Below are 16751 nucleotides of genomic sequence, written 5' to 3'. Positions count from 1 at the left end.
AAACAACGGCAAAAATCGCTGTAGCCCAGTAAATACAAGGGATACAGCGATTTTTCCTTCCAACAACTGTCAAAGACAGGATTATACCATATTTTTGCGTTTCGTCAACTAAGAAATTTGATTTTTCAAAACTTCTTTTACTTTTTTTACCGCTTCCGGGATTCCATCCGGATTTTTTCCTCCAGCCTGAGCCATGTTTGGACGGCCTCCTCCGCCGCCTCCAACGCATCCGGCAATCTCTTTTAACAGATTTCCTGCATGGGCTCCTGCTTTCTGGGCAGCATCCGTCACCATAGCAACAAGGAATACTTTTCCACCTTTGGAAGAAGCCAGCACAATGACTCCCTCTCCGAGTTTCGCTTTCAGATCATCTCCCAGTTCACGAAGTCCATTCATATCGACATCTTCCACGGCTGTGGCAAGAAGTTTGACTCCCTCAACCTCTGTTACCTCATCCATTACATCTCCGAGCGCATCTTTTGCAAGTTTGCTCTTAAGAGATTCATTTTCGCTCTTTAATGCTTTTACTTCTGACAAAAGACTTTCAATTCTCTTCTTCATTCCTGCCGGAGTTGATTTCAGCATGGACGCGGCTTCTTTTAACTCTTCTTCTACCTGATGATAGTACTGGAAAACACCCTGATCTGTCACAGCTTCAATTCTGCGGACGCCGGACGCGACACCGGTCTCTGACAGAATCTTAAACGCCGTAATGGTTCCTGTATTCTTTACATGTGTTCCTCCGCATAATTCCACAGAGAAATCTCCCATAGATACAACTCTGACCTTGTCGCCATATTTTTCACCAAACAATGCCATAGCGCCTGTCTTCTTTGCGTCTTCAATGGACATAATCTGAGTTTTAACCGGAAGGTCTGCCGCGATCTCACGATTTACGATCTCTTCTACTCTGCGGATCTCATCTTCCGTCATCGGTGAGAAGTGTGTAAAGTCAAAACGCAGATGCTGGGCATTATTTAAAGATCCTGCCTGTTCTACGTGAGTTCCAAGAACTTCTCTTAAAGCTTTCTGAAGCAGATGGGTTGCGCTGTGATTTTTCTGAGCAAGCCTGCGGTTCTTCTCATCTACATGGAACACTGCCTTATCACCCAGATGGAATGTGCCTTCAACTACATGTCCTACATGGCCGATCTTTCCGCCGGATAATTTGATCACATCTTCTACTTCAAAAGAGGCGTCATCGCTTAAGATCACTCCTTTATCCGCTTCCTGACCTCCGCTGGTCGCATAAAATGTTGTCTGATCTGCAACGATAGTTCCCTGCATTCCTTTAGAAAGTTCGCTGACCACTTCTGTATCTGTCGTCATGGCTGTGATCACGCCATCACAAGTCAAAGCATCGTAGCCTAAAAATTCTGACGTCATGGCCGGATCCAGCTGTTCATAAACCGTTGCATCGGCACCCATATAGTTGGTCGTCTTTCTGGCTTTACGCGCTGTCTCCCTCTGATGTTCCATTTCTTTCTCAAAACCGTCCTGATCTACGGTAAATCCCTTTTCATCCAGGATCTCAATGGTCAGATCCAGAGGGAATCCATAAGTGTCATACAGACGGAAAGCATCTCTGCCCGGAAGTTCTTTCACTCCTTTTTCTGCCATCTCTTTTTCCATATCAGCCAGAATTGACAGTCCCTGATCGATCGTCTTATTGAACTGTTTTTCTTCCTGTGCCAGATGATTAAAGATAAACTCCTGCTTTTCTTCCAGTTCCGGATATCCGTCCTTAGACTCGTGGATTACGACTTTGCTGATCTCTGTCAGGAATAAATGATTGATTCCAAGAAGTCTTCCGTGTCTTGCCGCACGGCGGATCAGTCGACGGAGCACGTATCCTCTTCCTTCATTGGACGGCATGATTCCATCAGACAGCATAAAGGTCGCAGATCTCATATGGTCTGTGATCACGCGGACAGAGACATCTGTATCATAGTTTTCTCCGTAAGTTACTCCTGCTACCTCACAGATCTTATCCCGGATTGCCTTAATCGTATCCACATCAAAAATAGAGTCTACATCCTGCACAACAACTGCCAGACGTTCCAGCCCCATTCCCGTATCAATATTCTTATTCTCTAATTCTGTATAATTTCCATGTCCGTCATTCTCAAACTGGGTAAATACGTTATTCCAGACTTCCATATAGCGGTCACAGTCACAGCCTACAGTACAGTCCGGCTTGCCGCAGCCATATTTTTCGCCTCTGTCATAATAAATTTCTGAACATGGCCCGCAAGGTCCTGCACCGTGCTCCCAGAAGTTATCTTCTTTTCCAAAGCGGAAAATCCGTTCCGGAGCAATGCCGATTTCCTTTTCCCAGATCTCAAAAGCCTCGTCATCGTCCTGATAAACAGAAGGGTAGAGACGGTCCGGGTCCAGTCCTACAACTTTTGTTAAAAATTCCCATGACCATGCAATTGCTTCATGTTTAAAATAATCTCCAAAAGAGAAATTTCCAAGCATTTCAAAAAATGTTCCATGGCGGGCAGTCTTTCCAACATTTTCAATATCCCCTGTACGAATACATTTCTGACATGTTGTTACCCTGTTCCTAGGCGGAACTTCCTGTCCTGTAAAATATGGCTTCAATGGCGCCATTCCTGCATTGATCAACAGCAGGCTGTTGTCATTCTTCGGCACAAGAGAAAAACTCTTTAATGCCAGATGTCCTTTGCTTTCGAAAAACTCAAGATACATTCTCCTGAGTTCGTTGACTCCGTATGCCTTCAATTTTTCATCCTCCTAATGTATGATCGATTCTTCTATAACCCAAAAGAAAACCTCCGCGTTTACAAGACAGGAAATGAAATCTCCTGTCTTGTAAAGAAGGTCTTCTTCTGCATCGTCCAGGCTATTTTTTATTTTTCTTCCTCAGAGAAAGTTTCCTTCCTGTAAGCACGCCGCCTACCGATACCGCAAGAAGAAAAATAAATTTGACTGCATATGACACTAATTCTGATATAAACGCCGTCATAGTACACGCCTCCTTGTCTTATAGAACCGATTATATCAAATCAGCGATAGAAACTCAATTACTTTCTTTCCATAAGTTCTTTTGTAATCTCATCCCATGTCATGCCTCTCTCCGCCATAAGGACCATCAGATGATAAAGGAAATCTGAAATTTCGTACTTCATCTCTTCCGGATCCGGATTTTTGGCGGCAATGACGATTTCTGTACATTCTTCTCCGACTTTTTTCAGGATCTTGTCAATTCCTTTGTCAAACAGATAATTGGTATAGGATCCTTCTTTTGGATGCACCTTTCGGTCCATAATCACATCATAGACATCTTCAAACACATGCATCGGATTCTCTTCTTTATACTCTTTTTTCACAAGATCCGTAAAGAAACAGGAGTAATGTCCTGTATGACACGCATTTCCCACCTGCCGTACTTTTGCAAGAAGAGTATCCTTGTCGCAGTCAATGGTCAATGATTTTACATACTGATAATGCCCGGAAGTATCCCCTTTCACCCACAGTTCCTGCCGGCTTCTGCTGTAATAAGTCATAATGCCGGTTTCCACTGTCTGTTCATAAGCTTCCCTGGTCATATAGGCAACCATGAGAACTTCATTGGTTTTATAGTCCTGGGTTACAACGGTCAGCATGCCGTCGCTGTTTAATTTAAATTCTTCAAAAGGAATCGGACTTTCAGCCAGATAAGGGTCCAGTCCGTTCTTTTTCATATCCTTTTTCCATTCCAGAACGGAAAAAGCTCCTGCGTCATGGACTGCCACAGCATCCGCTTTGACTGCTGCCGCTTCTCTTTCTGCATCTTCTAACGATGTTACGCTGATCATCACAGGAAGTTCTGACTGTTTCTTTACAGCTTCTACCGCTTCCATTTTCTTATCATACCCATTTGACGCCAAAAGAAGCAGCTCTCCCGCTCCTAATCTTTTCATTTCCCTGGCAAAGGCTCCTGGATCTTCCAGCTCTTCCAGATCCATGGAAACCATTACCTGATCCTTTCCAAAACGGTCGGATGCTTTTTTTACAATATCTTTATCTTCCAGGACAGCAGCCCCAAGACACACCTTGTCCGCTCCGGCGTATAAGACTTTTTTCACATCTTCCAGGTCTCTGATTCCGCCGCCTGCATACAGCGGCACATCAATCACTTCTTTTATCTCTTTGATCTTCTCCAGCGAAGCTTTCTTTTCACAATATGCAACAGCATCTGCTCCTGTGTGGTTGTATTGCCTTGCGGATTCCACCGGATTCTCTGGATCCACACAGGGAATCAAAGTAATTTTGCTCATTTATAATGCTCCTTTCGTAGACAGTACGTCTGTAATTCTTGGATCCATGCCTGTGGCTTCATCTAATGCCTTAGCAAAAGCTTTAAACGCGGCTTCGATCATATGATGATTATTCTCTCCATGAATTTTCTTCAAATGAAGGTTCATTGCACTGCTGTAAGAAACAGCATAAAAGAACTCTTTTACCATCTCTGTATCAAACTCACCCACCCGGTCCATTGTAAAATCACAATCCATGACAAAATATGGCCTTCCAGACAGATCAATGGCACACAGCATCAGAGTCTCATCCATTGGCAGCATGAAAGATCCGTATCGGCGGATTCCTTTCTTATCTCCGACCGCTTCTTTGATTGCTTCTCCCAGGACAATGCCGACATCTTCAATGGTATGATGACAATCCACCCAGAGATCTCCTTCCACTTCTGCCTTCAGATCAAAAAAGCCATGTCTGGCAAAGCTGTTTAACATATGGTCAAAAAAGCCGATTCCTGTATGTATCTCCGCTTTTCCGCTTCCATCCAGGTTCAAAGACAATCTGATCTTTGTTTCACTGGTATTTCTTTCTACAAACGCACTTCTGCTCATCTTTCAGTCCTTTCTATTCTTCTTCAAAACGTACTCGCATGGAATTGGCATGAGCCGTCAGCTCTTCCTGTTTTGCGAAGAATTCAATATCTTTGTGTACCGGCTCCAGTGCCTCTCTTGAATAATATACAACGCTTGATTTCTTGATAAAGTCATCCACACTCAGCGGTGAGAAAAATTTTGCGGTTCCGTTGGTCGGAAGCACATGATTCGGTCCTGCAAAATAATCTCCCAGCGGTTCACAGCTGTAAGCGCCGATAAAGATTGCGCCTGCGTTCTTGATCCTGGTCATAACATCAAACGGATTGTCTGTCATGATTTCCAGATGTTCAGACGCAATGGAATTAGCTACATCCACAGCTTCTTTGATATCTTTCGCGATCAGGATGTACCCGAAAGATTCCAGAGATTTTTCCATGATTTCTTTTCTGGAAAGCTGATTTAAGAACCCGTCCACTTCTTCGGAAACTTTCTGTGCCAGTTCCTCGCTGGTCGTTACAAGGATTGCGCTTGCCATCTCATCATGCTCTGCCTGAGACAGTAGATCTGCCGCAACATATCTGGGATTGGCAGTCTCATCCGCAAGAACCAGGATCTCGCTTGGTCCTGCTATGGAGTCAATGCTGACATTTCCATATACAGATTTTTTCGCAAGAGCGACAAAAATATTTCCAGGCCCTACGATTTTATCAACTTTCGGAATGGATTCCGTTCCAAAAGCCAGGGCTGCGATCGCCTGCGCTCCTCCTACTTTATAAACAGCTCCGGCTCCTGCTTCTTTTGCCGCAACCAGCGTATTAGCTGTTACCTTTCCATCTTTTCCCGGAGGAGTTGTCATAATGATATTCTTTACGCCTGCCACATGAGCCGGAACAATGTTCATCAGAACAGAAGACGGATACACCGCTTTCCCGCCCGGAACATAAACGCCGCAGCTTTCCATCGGCATAACTTTCTGTCCCAGCATCACTCCGTCTTCTCTTGTTTCAAACCAGCTGTTCTGTACCTGCTTCTCATGGAACTCTCTGATATTTTTAATGGCTTTCCGAATCACTTCGATCAGCTGGTCATCCACCTGATCATAAGCCTCTTTGATTTCTTCTTCTGTCACCAGGATATTTTCTTTTGTAATCTCGGCTCCGTCAAAACGTTTTGTATAATCAAACACCGCCTGGTCGCCGTCTGCTTTTACATTAGCAATGATTTCATCTACTGTTTCCTGATATCCATCATAATTATTAGGGCTGCGCTTTAATAAGTCAGATAAAATATTTTCGATGGAATCTTCATTCACTTTTAAAATTCTCATGTTATGTACCTCTTATTTTTTCTCATCTAATATTTTTTTCAATGCTATAATCATCCTGCTGATCCGTTCCTGTTCCATTTTCTGGCTTACCTGGTTTACCACCATTCTGGCTGATAACGGACAGATTTCTTCCAGAACTTCCAGACCGTTTTCTTTCAGCGTTGTTCCGGTTTCAACAATATCAACGATCACCTCAGACAGTCCTACGATCGGCGCCAGTTCGACTGACCCATTCAGTTTCACGATTTCCACCGTCTGAAGCTTCTGGTTGTTAAAATATTCTTTTGCGATATGCGGATATTTGGACGCAACCCGGATAATCTCATTTCCGGAAAGATATTTTTTAGCTTCCTTTGGACCGCATACACACATCCGGCAGGCTCCAAACTTCAAATCCAGCACTTCATACAGGTTTCTTCCTTCTTCCAGTATGGTATCTTTTCCTACCACTCCGATATCCGCTGCCCCGTATTCCACATAAGTTGGAACATCACTGGCTTTGGACAGGAAAAATTTCAGTTTCAGATCCTCATTTACAAAAATCAGCTTTCGTGTCTTTTCATCTTTCATCTCATCGCAGGTGATGCCGATCTGCTCCAGCAAAGACAGGGTCTTCTTTGCCAGACGGCCTTTCGCCAGCGCAAATGTAATATATCTCATGTTCTTCTCTTTCCTTTCCTATACAAAATATAATACTTCGCCCAGATAATGTTCTTTGGCAAATTGTTCATAATCGTCCCTGGAACAGTTTGGGTTCTGACGCTCCAGGATCACACTCCGGCCCTGCCGGCGAAGTTCATTGGCTTTTGCCACAGCATCCTTCATAAGCTCTTCCCGGTATACGATCATCGTATGAACAGATTCCGCTTCCATTGGAATTTCCTGCCTCTGCAGAGCTGTCATAAGCTCATCCAGCACAATGGCAAAACCGACGGACGGCGCTTTCTTTCCAAACTGTTCGATCAGATTGTCATAGCGTCCTCCCTTTAACACGGCATCTCCGGTTCCATATGTATATCCCTTAAAAATGATTCCGGTATAATAATTATGTTTATTCAGCATTCCCAGATCAAATCCAACATATTTTTCCTTGCCGTAAAGCTTCAAAATCTCATATACCCTGCGCAGGCGGGCGATTGCCTGTCTGGAAGTTTCATTGCTGACCATCTTTTCTGCCTGGTCAAGAATCTCCACGTCTCCATTCAGCTCATTAAATCTTAAAAATACCTGTTTTACTTCATCAGAAATATCAAGATTTTCTACATATTCCATCAATCCGAAATAATTCTTGTTCAAAATGAATTCCCTTAACTGCGCCTTAATCTCATCATCTGCAATGGCGTCTGTCAGTCCCTGGAAGAATTCAACTTCTCCAATGGAAATCCTGAAATCATGAAGTCCTGCTGTCAGGAAGCAGTCCACAGCCATAGCAATGACTTCGCTGTCCGCCTGAACAGAATCATCATTGACCAGTTCCGCTCCCAGCTGGCATGTCTCTTTTAATTTCAGCTGATAGCTGGAGTTATTTAAGAAAACATTTCCTGCATAGCAAAGGCGGATTCCCACTTTTTCTTCACTGAAATATTTTGCAACACATCTTGCGATGGACGGGGTTACATCCGGCCTTAAGACCAGTGTATTTCCTTCTCTGTCAAAAAATTTGTACATTTCCCGGGAAGAAACCGTACCTTTTTCGCTGTTAAACACATCAAAAAATTCAAATCCCGGGGTCCGGATTCCTTCATAACCATAACCAGCGAAAACATGCTTTAATTTATCTTTCAGCTTACTTCTCCGTCTGTATTCTATCCCATAAACATCTCTGACACCTTCCGGCGTATGGACTCTCTTTTTATTCATCTTATCTACTCCTTGTCGCTTTATCAAATTAAAGTGCTACTTCGCTAGCACGTAAAACACTCTAGTATTCTATCAATACAAGGGTGTTTTGTCAACCTGATTTCCGGCTGGCTTTTTCCATTATATAAAGAAATCCGCTGAAATGCAAAATTTCCATTCAATCTTTTTACTTTTTCCGATACTGACCAGGTGTGCACCCCATTTTCTTTCTAAAAACTTCCGCATAATAACTGGCACTGGAAAAGCCGGATTGATACGCAATCTCTGTAATGGATTTTTTCTTATTTTTCAGCGCATTCAGGCTGTTTTGGATCCGAACTGTATTCACATATTCCATCGGACTCGTCTTTAAAATTTCCTGAAAAATACGGCAGCACTCACTCTGGCATGTCCCACAGGCATGGGCAATCTGTGCAAGGGTTATTTTCTTTTTGTAATTTTCTTCAATAAAAGAAAGCGCCATTTTCATTTTTTCCGTATCTTTATTTTCCGGCAGAGGAATATGCTGAAGATGTTTTGTCTGAAGATAAAATTCTTTCCATAACTTTGATACACGCCCCTGGATTTCCAATTCATATCCATCTGCTTTTTCATCAAAGAGATCTGCGATCTCCAGAAAGTCCTTCATCCACTGTTTCTGCCAGGGCACATCACCGGAAAGGCGCAGCTGTTCCAGCTTCCGGCTTTCTATGACCGGTTTTACATATTTTTGATACACGATTCCCTTCTGATCCCTGTCAAGAAAATAAGGCTCCATACGAATGACGATACTTCTGCACAGATCTTTTTCTGTCACGCGTCCAAGATGCAGGATATTCTGATTGATAAACAGGCCTTCTCCCGCTTTTAAATAATAATCTCTGTTCTGGATCGTAAAAAAACTTTCCCCCTCCATCAGCAAGTGTATCTCTATTTCCGGATGCCAGTGTGCCCTGAAATAATGATGATAATAATTGGCATAATCTTCTCTCGTTATTTTAAAAGGAAACCGGACATCCAGAGATTCATTTAATTCTTTTAAACTTCCATCTGTTACAATCTGACGCATCTGATTCCTCCATTTCATAGGATTGTTATAGTTTTTCCTATTATCCTGATATATTTTCTCTATATTTCAAATTATAATGATATTAAAGAAAAATACAAGCCTGCAAATAAAAAGTCAAGGCTAAATTGATGAACATTGAAAATTTTATACAGGTTGAAAAAATAGGTATCACAATAAGACCACCACGCCTGTGCTGGCCTGAAAAAGTATTGTGGAATTATTCGGATTCTGGAAGCGAGGAAAGATATTCTTTCACCCGACCATAGTAGATTCGTAAAAATTTATTGGCTCCGGCAGTCATATAGACATAATACGGCTTGCCTTCGGATCGTTTTTTATCCATGAACCGATATACAGCATCATCCGGTTTGGTTTTGATCAGTACTTCCATGATCTGGAACAGAGTTTTTCTCAGCACTGGCGAACCGTGTTTGGAAGCATGCACACTTTTCTGGGAATAATCTCCAGAATCATTGACGCCAGGATCTACGCCGGCAAATGCCGTGATAGCGCCTTTGTGTGTGAAACGTGTGACATCTCCGATCTCGGCCATAAGCTGAGGACCCAGAGACGGCCCTACGCCCTTCATCGCCATGACAACCGGATATTCCGGCAGCTTGGAGGCGGTCTCGTTCATAAGGGCGCGAAGCTGTTCAACGGTCTGTGACACAGCATTTAACTGGTCGATCGCCTGTTTGATGATGCGTTTGGTAAAGCTGTCCTTTGGAAGTACGGGAATGAGTTCCTTTGCTTTCCCGTAGATTTCTTCAGCTTTTGACTTGCTGAAGTTGTACTTCCTGCGGCTGCACCACTTCTGATAGTGGTCTGTAAAAGCGCTTAGAGACATCTTGCGGACACAATCCACATGCCAGTAAGTACCAATGAAATCCACCCATTTCTGACTGCCGTCCTCGCGGGCAGGGCTGTCGAAATAGGTGTTGGCGCCGGGATAGGTCTGGTCAATGAGACCAATCAGGTTATTCTTCATGGCAGTTTTATGTTTCATGTAGAAATCAAACTGGCGGTTCATGGTTTTTAGTTGGGAGCGTAATTCATCCATAAGACTATATTGTTTCAGATTTGCCCAACTGTCAAGCGTGTAACGTGCGATCTTTACGGAATCTGCCTTATCGGTCTTGACTTTGCGGAGGGGATTGTCCTGCCCCTGAAAGTTACGGATGATCTGTGGGTTCACAGTGCTTACAAAAAAGCCGGCCTGGGATAGTTCCCGTGCTACCGGTTCATAGTAGCGTCCAGTACACTCCATGACAATGCGTGTCTCGCCATCCAATTCTCTGATGAGCTTTTCAAGAGACTGGAAATCAGCGGACAAGTGGGGAACATCGAAGGGTTTTACAACAACCTTTCCACCAGGACGGAGAACCGCCACAGTGCTTTTTCGCTTGGAGACATCGATACCTACTGCGTTCATATTCATAGAAATGTCACTCCTTATTCGAGATTGCAATTGGTCAGTACCAGTTTTACTCATTGCCCATTCTATCTACTGTGGTGTGACTCGAACGCACCCTGGAGGTGGTTCAACCTGCATAAAACGAACGCTGCGAATGAAGAGCTGGTTAGCAGACTTGTTTACGGACGCAAAGTCCAAGGAGGTATCCGCTATACCGATTGCTCTTATCATTCTAACAGCTTAAGCAACAAGATGGGTAATTCCTTACTGGCTGTAAGGGATATTAACCATAAATATATTGTAGTAGGAGGTAATAAATATGAAGACTATCTGTGTTTTTGATTTTTCCCATATCCGGTCTTCCTGTGTGGGAATAGCCTTTTTTCTTCGCTTTCTCCATAAGATATGCGGGAACTTCTCTATTGAAATCTTTACCGACAGACAACAGTTCATATCAATGAGCCGGTTTATGGATCCGCAGCAGATTCGGTATTTCTTATTCAGTGATTCCTCTGAGATTCAGGAAATTGCCCGGCAGATTGGTATTCCCTATATTTTCCCTCTAAAAAAAGGCAACTTTTATCAATTATATACTTCCATTTTCTGGCGCATAAAACAGATCAGCGCCTGATCATTTTCAATGTTTTCCTCAAAAAGACGCGGCAGGTTCTCCTTCCCTGCCGCGTCTTTATCATGTTCCGTCTTTTATTCTCCCTGTGCTGCCTGAGACTGCGCGCGTCTCTTAATATCCTGTTCAATCGCATCCGCTTCCTGAATCGGATCATGAACCAGTTCCACCTGACAGAGCGCACAGGTGTCAGCAAGCGCTCCAAAAATCCATGGGTTCCTTGCTTTGATTCGTTTCATCCGGCCATGGCGTTCTACATAAGCAATAAAGAAATTCAGCGCCGCTTCGATTTCTCCATCATCCGGCGAAAGGAAATAGGCTTCCAGAACTTCTTTCCTGGTACTGTCCACTGCAATGAACATCAATGGATGAACCGGCTGATCATATGCCTCATCCTGTGCCGGAAATCCCGCATAACTGAAATCCATGATCAGTTCCGCATCCGTCTGAGGTTTTTCCTGAAGCTGCTTTTTCAGATCTTCCTCATTCAGCTGCACAGCAGGAAACTGTTTTTCCATATCAGGCTGAGCATCCACAAACATATTCCATTTTCCGGTTTCTTTGTCATAAACACGGTAAATACATTCTCCCTGTTCCAGATCCAGATCAATCTTCTTATCTCTGACCGCACGGATTACCATGATCAGATTCTCATACGCATCAATCAGCAGCTTTACTTCTTCCTCATCCGGAAGATGAGGCCAAAATCTCTTCTTCTGAGAAACAAATTCCATCCAGCTGCCAAGATCGTGAAATTTCACATCCAGCTGATCGATAATCTCTCTCTGCTCCGGTGATACATCCATCATACTGTTCCAGTACAACGTCAGGACATTCTGTTCAAACATCACATAATCATCCGTCAGATCCGTCTGCCCGACCGTAGCCGCCATATGATAATCTCCATATCCCTCCAGTCCCTGATACAGATTCACAGACCGGAAATCCGTTCCCATTCCTGTGATATTTAAAAAGACCGGATCCTTGCGGTTTTCTGAGACAATGGAAATCAGATTTGACGCAGATACATACTGCCATGGCGCAAGATCATCAATCTCCTTTGCTCTTTCATACAATTTTTTCCATAATTCCAAAGATGCTTCTTTTCTCAAATTTCAGTCCTCCTTCTATCTCCATAGCATACCATACAATTCCAGTCAGGTCTAATCATTTATTGAACCATCGGTAATTTAATCTCAATGGAAAAGCAGAAGCCTGTTACATCCGCACGGATCTTTCCTCCCATCCTTTCTGCAAACTCTTTTGCGATCGAAAGGCCCAGACCGGCTGAATTTTTGCTTCTTGCTTCGTCTGCTTTATAAAACCGCTCAAAAATCCTCTCTGTTTCGATTTCCTCCGGATGCTCTACCTGATTTTCAAACCTGAGAATACAGTTCATCCCTTCCGTCTTTAATGCAATCTTCATCTGTCCTTCTCCATGATCCAGTCCATTCTTAATGATATTCTGGATCATCCGCCGCAGAACTTCCGGGTTTCCCATAACCGCTGCCGGCTTTTCCGTAATATCAAAAATCGGCTCTATTCCTCTTTTCGTCCACTCGTCATAATAAGAAAAAACCGTATCTTTTAAAATCCTGCTGAGCAGGCAGCGCTCCATTTTCAGATGATATGTCTCATTTTTCAATTTTGTATACGTAAACCATTCCTCCAGCATATCATTGAGGCTCTCAATTCTTTCCTGGATGATACGGATATAGCGTTTCTGCTCTTTTTCCTCTTTTGCGGTTTCCAGCATCTGAAAATATCCATCCAGCGATGTAAGAGGTGTTCGTATGTCATGAGAAAGATTCGTATAAATATCAGAAATCATCTGCTCTTTTTCCATATATTTTTTCTTTTCTCTCTTTCGGAGCTCCAGCATCTCGTTCAGTATATCCGCCAGATCTCCAATGCCTCCCCATTCTATTTCTCTGGAAATCATTAAATTACTGTCATACTTTTTCCAGAACCTAAGCTGGCGGCAGATGCTTTTCACCTGCCGCTGATATCCTGCTAAAAGCAGGACCAATATTACAATTATGACTGTTAAAACAGCTATGATTATTTCTAAACTCATCAATGAATATCCCTCTTTTGAAAAACAGCTCCACAGATGATCAGAGATCCTGCAATAAATACCGCCGCGGTCACAAGTGATACCCGCAGATCAGTATTCTCTAATGCCATTGGAAGCATGGCTATTCGTCCTGTTGCTGTATATTCCGCCAGATGAAATCCTTCTGCACCGATTTTCTGTGCTGCATGGTCAAAAAGAGAATATACAACTGCCATAAGATCCAGGCAGAGACAGATGGCAAGAGCCATGCTGATCACATTGTTCTGAATGATGATGGTCACTGCCATGATAAACAAAGCAAACGCAGCATGAAGCAGCAGCTGCACCCCCAGATATGGAAGGAATTCTTCCGAAGGCCCCCACTTCAAATAACCCAGGATCACCTGATTGGATACTGCCTGTGCAATAATAAATACTCCAAACAAAAATACCGTATAGATACAAAGAGACACTGCCTTTGACAAAATCAGATAGAAACGTTTTCTTGTCTGCCCGCCAATATTTTTTATATAACCGCTTTTAAAATCTGCGGCAGAAAATATAACAGCAAAAATAACAAGAAACAACGCAACTTCTTTTCCTTTTACATTGGCATAAAACATATCGTAAACTGTAACTTTCTCTCCGGGTTTTGTAGGAAGAATTACTGAAATTCCCGCATTCACCGTGTCATTTTCCTCTTCCTGCATGACAGTTTCATAATTATCCTGCTGCATCTCCATATCATCAAATTCACTTTTGCATAAAATCGTAGAAATCACTGTCATCATAACAAAGATCAGAATTACTACATACAGACTCTTCGTCCTGATCATTCGATAGAAATCCATTTTAACCGCGTTCAGCATGAGATGCCCCTCCTGTCAGATTGAAAAAATAACTTTCCAGTTCTTCACTGGTTACGGAAAATCCTTTGATCAGGATCCCTGCCTTTGCAAGTTCCATATTTAGTTTTCCGCTCTCTTCCAGCCGTTCATATACCTGGATATGTTCTGAATCCACCACCCGGTAGTTGGTAAATCCCATCCGGTCCAAAACCGGACACGCTTCTTTCGGATGATCCAGACAGATCTCAATCCGCTCCGAGCACCGCTCCATCAGTTCTTCTCTGGTCAGTTCCTGAAGCAGACATCCCTGATGGATAATTCCATAGTCCGTTGCAATCTTTGACAGTTCCTCTAAAATATGACTGGAAATCATGATCGTCATGTTTCTCTCATGGTTCAGACGCAGAATCGTATCTCTGACCTCCGCGATTCCCTGGGGATCCAGACCGTTGATCGGTTCATCCAGTACCAGAAAATCAGGTTCTCCTACCAAAGCCATGGCAATTCCGAGCCGCTGCCTCATTCCAAGAGAAAACCTTTTTGTCTTTTTGCGCCCGACATCGGCAAGACCTACGATCTCCAGCAGTTCATTGATGTATCCCGGTTTTTTGATTCCGCAGAATTTGCATTTTATTTTCAGGTTCTCCTCTGCTGTCATATTTCCATACAAACCTGGACCTTCGATCAGACATCCGATCCGCGAATGAATTTCCTGAAGCTGTTTTCCTCTGCATCCAAACAGCTCAATTTCTCCTTCTGTTGGGGAAGCCAGTCCGCAGACCATACGCAGAAATGTTGTCTTTCCCGCCCCGTTTCTTCCGATGAAACCGTAGATCGATCCGCGGTTCACATGGATATCTACATGGTTTACCGCTTTATGTTTTCCAAATTGTTTTGTCAGACCATACGTCTGCAGCAATTTTTCCATTTTCTCTCACTCCTTTTCTTATTTGCTTTTATCTTACGATGAGAATCCTAATCAATCGCAAATAAAAAGTAAAAAAAGAGTAAAGATTACCGCTGCAGACGATATCCGATACCCCAGACCGTCTCAATATACCCTTCATCTGTCACCTGCTTTATCTTCTTTCTGATATTGCTGATATGTACATCCAGCGTCTTTGTCTCACCCATATAAACTTCATCCCAGGCATATTCAAAAATCTCTTCTTTACTGAATACTTTTTTAGGATTTCGAAGCAGAAGCTCCAAAATCGCAAATTCCTGTTTTGTAACCCTGGGAAGCTCCTGCCCCTGAATTTCTATCTGAAACGTATCTCTGTGAAGCGTCATTTCCTTGCAGGAAAGCGTCTCCGATGTATCTTCTTGATTTCTGCGGCGCATCTGCACCAAAACCCTGGCAAGCACTTCTTCAATATTAAACGGTTTTGTAATATAATCATCCGCGCCGCTCTTTAGAAGATCTACTTTGTCATCCAGCTGATCCTTCGCTGTAAGAACAATGACCGGTGTCTTTTTGTTCTTCCGAAGAGAAGAAAGGACTTTTTCTCCCGGCATTCCCGGGAGCATCAGATCCAGCATCACAAGAGCATACTCATTTTCCTGAAAAAGACGCTCTGCCTCGGTTCCGGAAAATGCCTGCTCACAGTCATATCCTTCTTTGGTCAGAGCTTCATACAGCAGTTCATTAATATGGCCGTCATCTTCTACAATTAAAATCCGATCCACGCCTCTACCTCTTTCTTCAGTCTCTAATAAGCAAGGATTTCATATCCGTCTTCTGTTACAAGCACCTGTACTTCCCACTGAGCAGATGGTTTTCCGTCGTCTGTATATACTGTCCATCCGTCTTCATCATTTACAAATATTTTATCGCTTCCCATATTGACCATAGGCTCAATGGTAAATATCATGCCCGGTGCCATAACCATTCCTGTTTCCGGCTGTGAAACATAACTGACATATGGATCCTCATGAAATTCAATGCCGACGCCATGACCGCCGATTTCCCTTACAACGGTATATCCATTGGCAAGAGCGTGTTCATGAACAGCATGCCCCATATCTCCCATAAGCCCCCATGGCTTTACCGCATCCAGACCTGCCTGAACACATTCCTTTGTCACGTCCACCAGTTTTTTCTTCTCAGGTGATACTTCTCCAATACAGAACATCCTGGAAGAATCAGAAAAATATCCGTGATAGATTGTAGAAACATCGATATTTACGATGTCGCCTTCCTGAAGTACAACGTCTTCTGACGGGATTCCATGGCAAACCTGATCATTGACAGATGTACACACACTTTTCGGGAATCCTTCATAATTCAGCGGAGCCGGTATGGCTCCCCTGGACGTCGTCTGTTCATACACCCAGTCATCAATCTGCTGCGTTGTCACACCCGGTCCGATATGCTCTGCCACATAATCCAAAACTGCAATGTTGATTTTGCCGCTTTCTCTGATTCCGTCAATCTGTTCTTTGTTTTTTATCATATCATGAGAAGGAATCAGATGTCCTTCCTGTGCCATTTCCTTTAATCTCTCATCGAACTGATAGTGACACTTCTTATATTTTTTTCCGCTTCCACACCAGCAGGCACTGTTTCTTCCAATTGTTTCCATAATCACACACTTCCTTTTCATTATTGCTACTGCAATCCTACTACATAAAATGGAAAATGGCAACCGCGCCGGCAATTGACTTTTTACTTCAACTGTGCTATTTTTATAGATAACTGAAATAACAGTAAC

Annotated in this window: 16 protein-coding genes; 1 reads left to right on the top strand and 15 read right to left on the bottom strand. The window is 43.1% G+C overall.

Translation table 11 applies throughout. The annotated features are described in order from the left end of the window. Positions 1-108: 108 nt before the first annotated feature. From alaS to JMF81_RS02235, 9 genes are all read right to left on the bottom strand, one after another. Positions 109-2748 carry an alanine--tRNA ligase gene (gene alaS / locus JMF81_RS02270; protein WP_201309840.1) on the bottom strand — a complete coding sequence of 880 codons (2640 nt, stop codon included), beginning with the start codon at positions 2746-2748 and terminating at the stop codon, positions 109-111. Positions 2749-2869: 121 nt separating this feature from the next. Beyond that, the gene (locus JMF81_RS16495; RefSeq protein ID WP_274954396.1) at positions 2870-2992 is read right to left on the bottom strand and encodes a hypothetical protein; all 123 of its coding nucleotides are present in this window, start codon (positions 2990-2992) and stop codon (positions 2870-2872) included. A gap of 58 nt (positions 2993-3050) precedes the next feature. After that, positions 3051-4286, bottom strand: coding sequence for a bifunctional phosphoribosyl-AMP cyclohydrolase/phosphoribosyl-ATP diphosphatase HisIE (hisIE, locus tag JMF81_RS02265; protein WP_201309839.1), 1236 nt, complete (start codon positions 4284-4286; stop codon positions 3051-3053). After that, positions 4287-4874, bottom strand: coding sequence for an imidazoleglycerol-phosphate dehydratase HisB (gene hisB / locus JMF81_RS02260; protein WP_201309838.1), 588 nt, complete (start codon positions 4872-4874; stop codon positions 4287-4289). A gap of 13 nt (positions 4875-4887) precedes the next feature. Next, positions 4888-6183: a histidinol dehydrogenase gene (gene hisD, locus JMF81_RS02255; protein ID WP_201309837.1), complete on the bottom strand. Its 1296-nt coding sequence runs from the start codon at positions 6181-6183 to the stop codon at positions 4888-4890. A gap of 12 nt (positions 6184-6195) precedes the next feature. Further along, entirely contained in the window at positions 6196-6843 is a 648-nt protein-coding gene (gene hisG, locus JMF81_RS02250) for an ATP phosphoribosyltransferase (protein ID WP_201309836.1), read from the bottom strand. Between the two features lie 18 nt (positions 6844-6861). After that, complete coding sequence (hisZ, locus tag JMF81_RS02245; RefSeq protein WP_201309835.1) at positions 6862-8043, bottom strand: ATP phosphoribosyltransferase regulatory subunit; 1182 nt, start codon at positions 8041-8043, stop codon at positions 6862-6864. A gap of 166 nt (positions 8044-8209) precedes the next feature. After that, the gene (locus JMF81_RS02240) at positions 8210-9091 is read right to left on the bottom strand and encodes an AraC family transcriptional regulator (RefSeq protein WP_201309834.1); all 882 of its coding nucleotides are present in this window, start codon (positions 9089-9091) and stop codon (positions 8210-8212) included. Between the two features lie 217 nt (positions 9092-9308). Next, entirely contained in the window at positions 9309-10523 is a 1215-nt protein-coding gene (locus JMF81_RS02235; RefSeq protein WP_201309856.1) for an IS110 family RNA-guided transposase, read from the bottom strand. A 301-nt stretch (positions 10524-10824) separates the two neighbouring features. Here JMF81_RS02235 and JMF81_RS02230 point away from each other — a divergent pair, with 301 nt between their 5' ends. Next, complete coding sequence (locus JMF81_RS02230; RefSeq protein ID WP_201309833.1) at positions 10825-11136, top strand: hypothetical protein; 312 nt, start codon at positions 10825-10827, stop codon at positions 11134-11136. Positions 11137-11210: 74 nt separating this feature from the next. Here the strand turns inward: JMF81_RS02230 and JMF81_RS02225 are convergent, their stop codons facing one another. The 6 genes from JMF81_RS02225 to JMF81_RS02200 form a co-directional block, all read right to left on the bottom strand. Further along, positions 11211-12245, bottom strand: coding sequence for a DUF7309 domain-containing protein (locus JMF81_RS02225; protein WP_201309832.1), 1035 nt, complete (start codon positions 12243-12245; stop codon positions 11211-11213). 59 nt (positions 12246-12304) lie between these two features. Further along, positions 12305-13210 (bottom strand): sensor histidine kinase, encoded by a 906-nt coding sequence (locus JMF81_RS02220; protein ID WP_201309831.1) that lies wholly within the window; start codon positions 13208-13210, stop codon positions 12305-12307. Next, on the bottom strand, positions 13210-14058 hold the full coding sequence (locus JMF81_RS02215) for an ABC transporter permease (RefSeq protein ID WP_201309830.1): 849 nt from the start codon (positions 14056-14058) through the stop codon (positions 13210-13212). The genes JMF81_RS02220 and JMF81_RS02215 overlap by 1 nt, the downstream gene beginning before the upstream one ends. Beyond that, positions 14042-14965: an ABC transporter ATP-binding protein gene (locus tag JMF81_RS02210; protein WP_201309829.1), complete on the bottom strand. Its 924-nt coding sequence runs from the start codon at positions 14963-14965 to the stop codon at positions 14042-14044. Before JMF81_RS02210 ends, JMF81_RS02215 begins: the two co-directional genes overlap by 17 nt. 86 nt (positions 14966-15051) lie before the next feature. After that, positions 15052-15726: a response regulator transcription factor gene (locus tag JMF81_RS02205; protein WP_201309828.1), complete on the bottom strand. Its 675-nt coding sequence runs from the start codon at positions 15724-15726 to the stop codon at positions 15052-15054. A gap of 23 nt (positions 15727-15749) precedes the next feature. Next, positions 15750-16622: a methionyl aminopeptidase gene (locus JMF81_RS02200; protein ID WP_201309827.1), complete on the bottom strand. Its 873-nt coding sequence runs from the start codon at positions 16620-16622 to the stop codon at positions 15750-15752. Positions 16623-16751 lie beyond the last annotated feature (129 nt).

The organism is Anaerostipes butyraticus (assembly GCF_016586355.1).
Lineage (GTDB): Bacteria > Bacillota > Clostridia > Lachnospirales > Lachnospiraceae > Anaerostipes > Anaerostipes butyraticus.
Note: the sequence above shows the minus strand (reverse complement) of the source record. Positions and strands in the feature narration are given on the sequence as shown.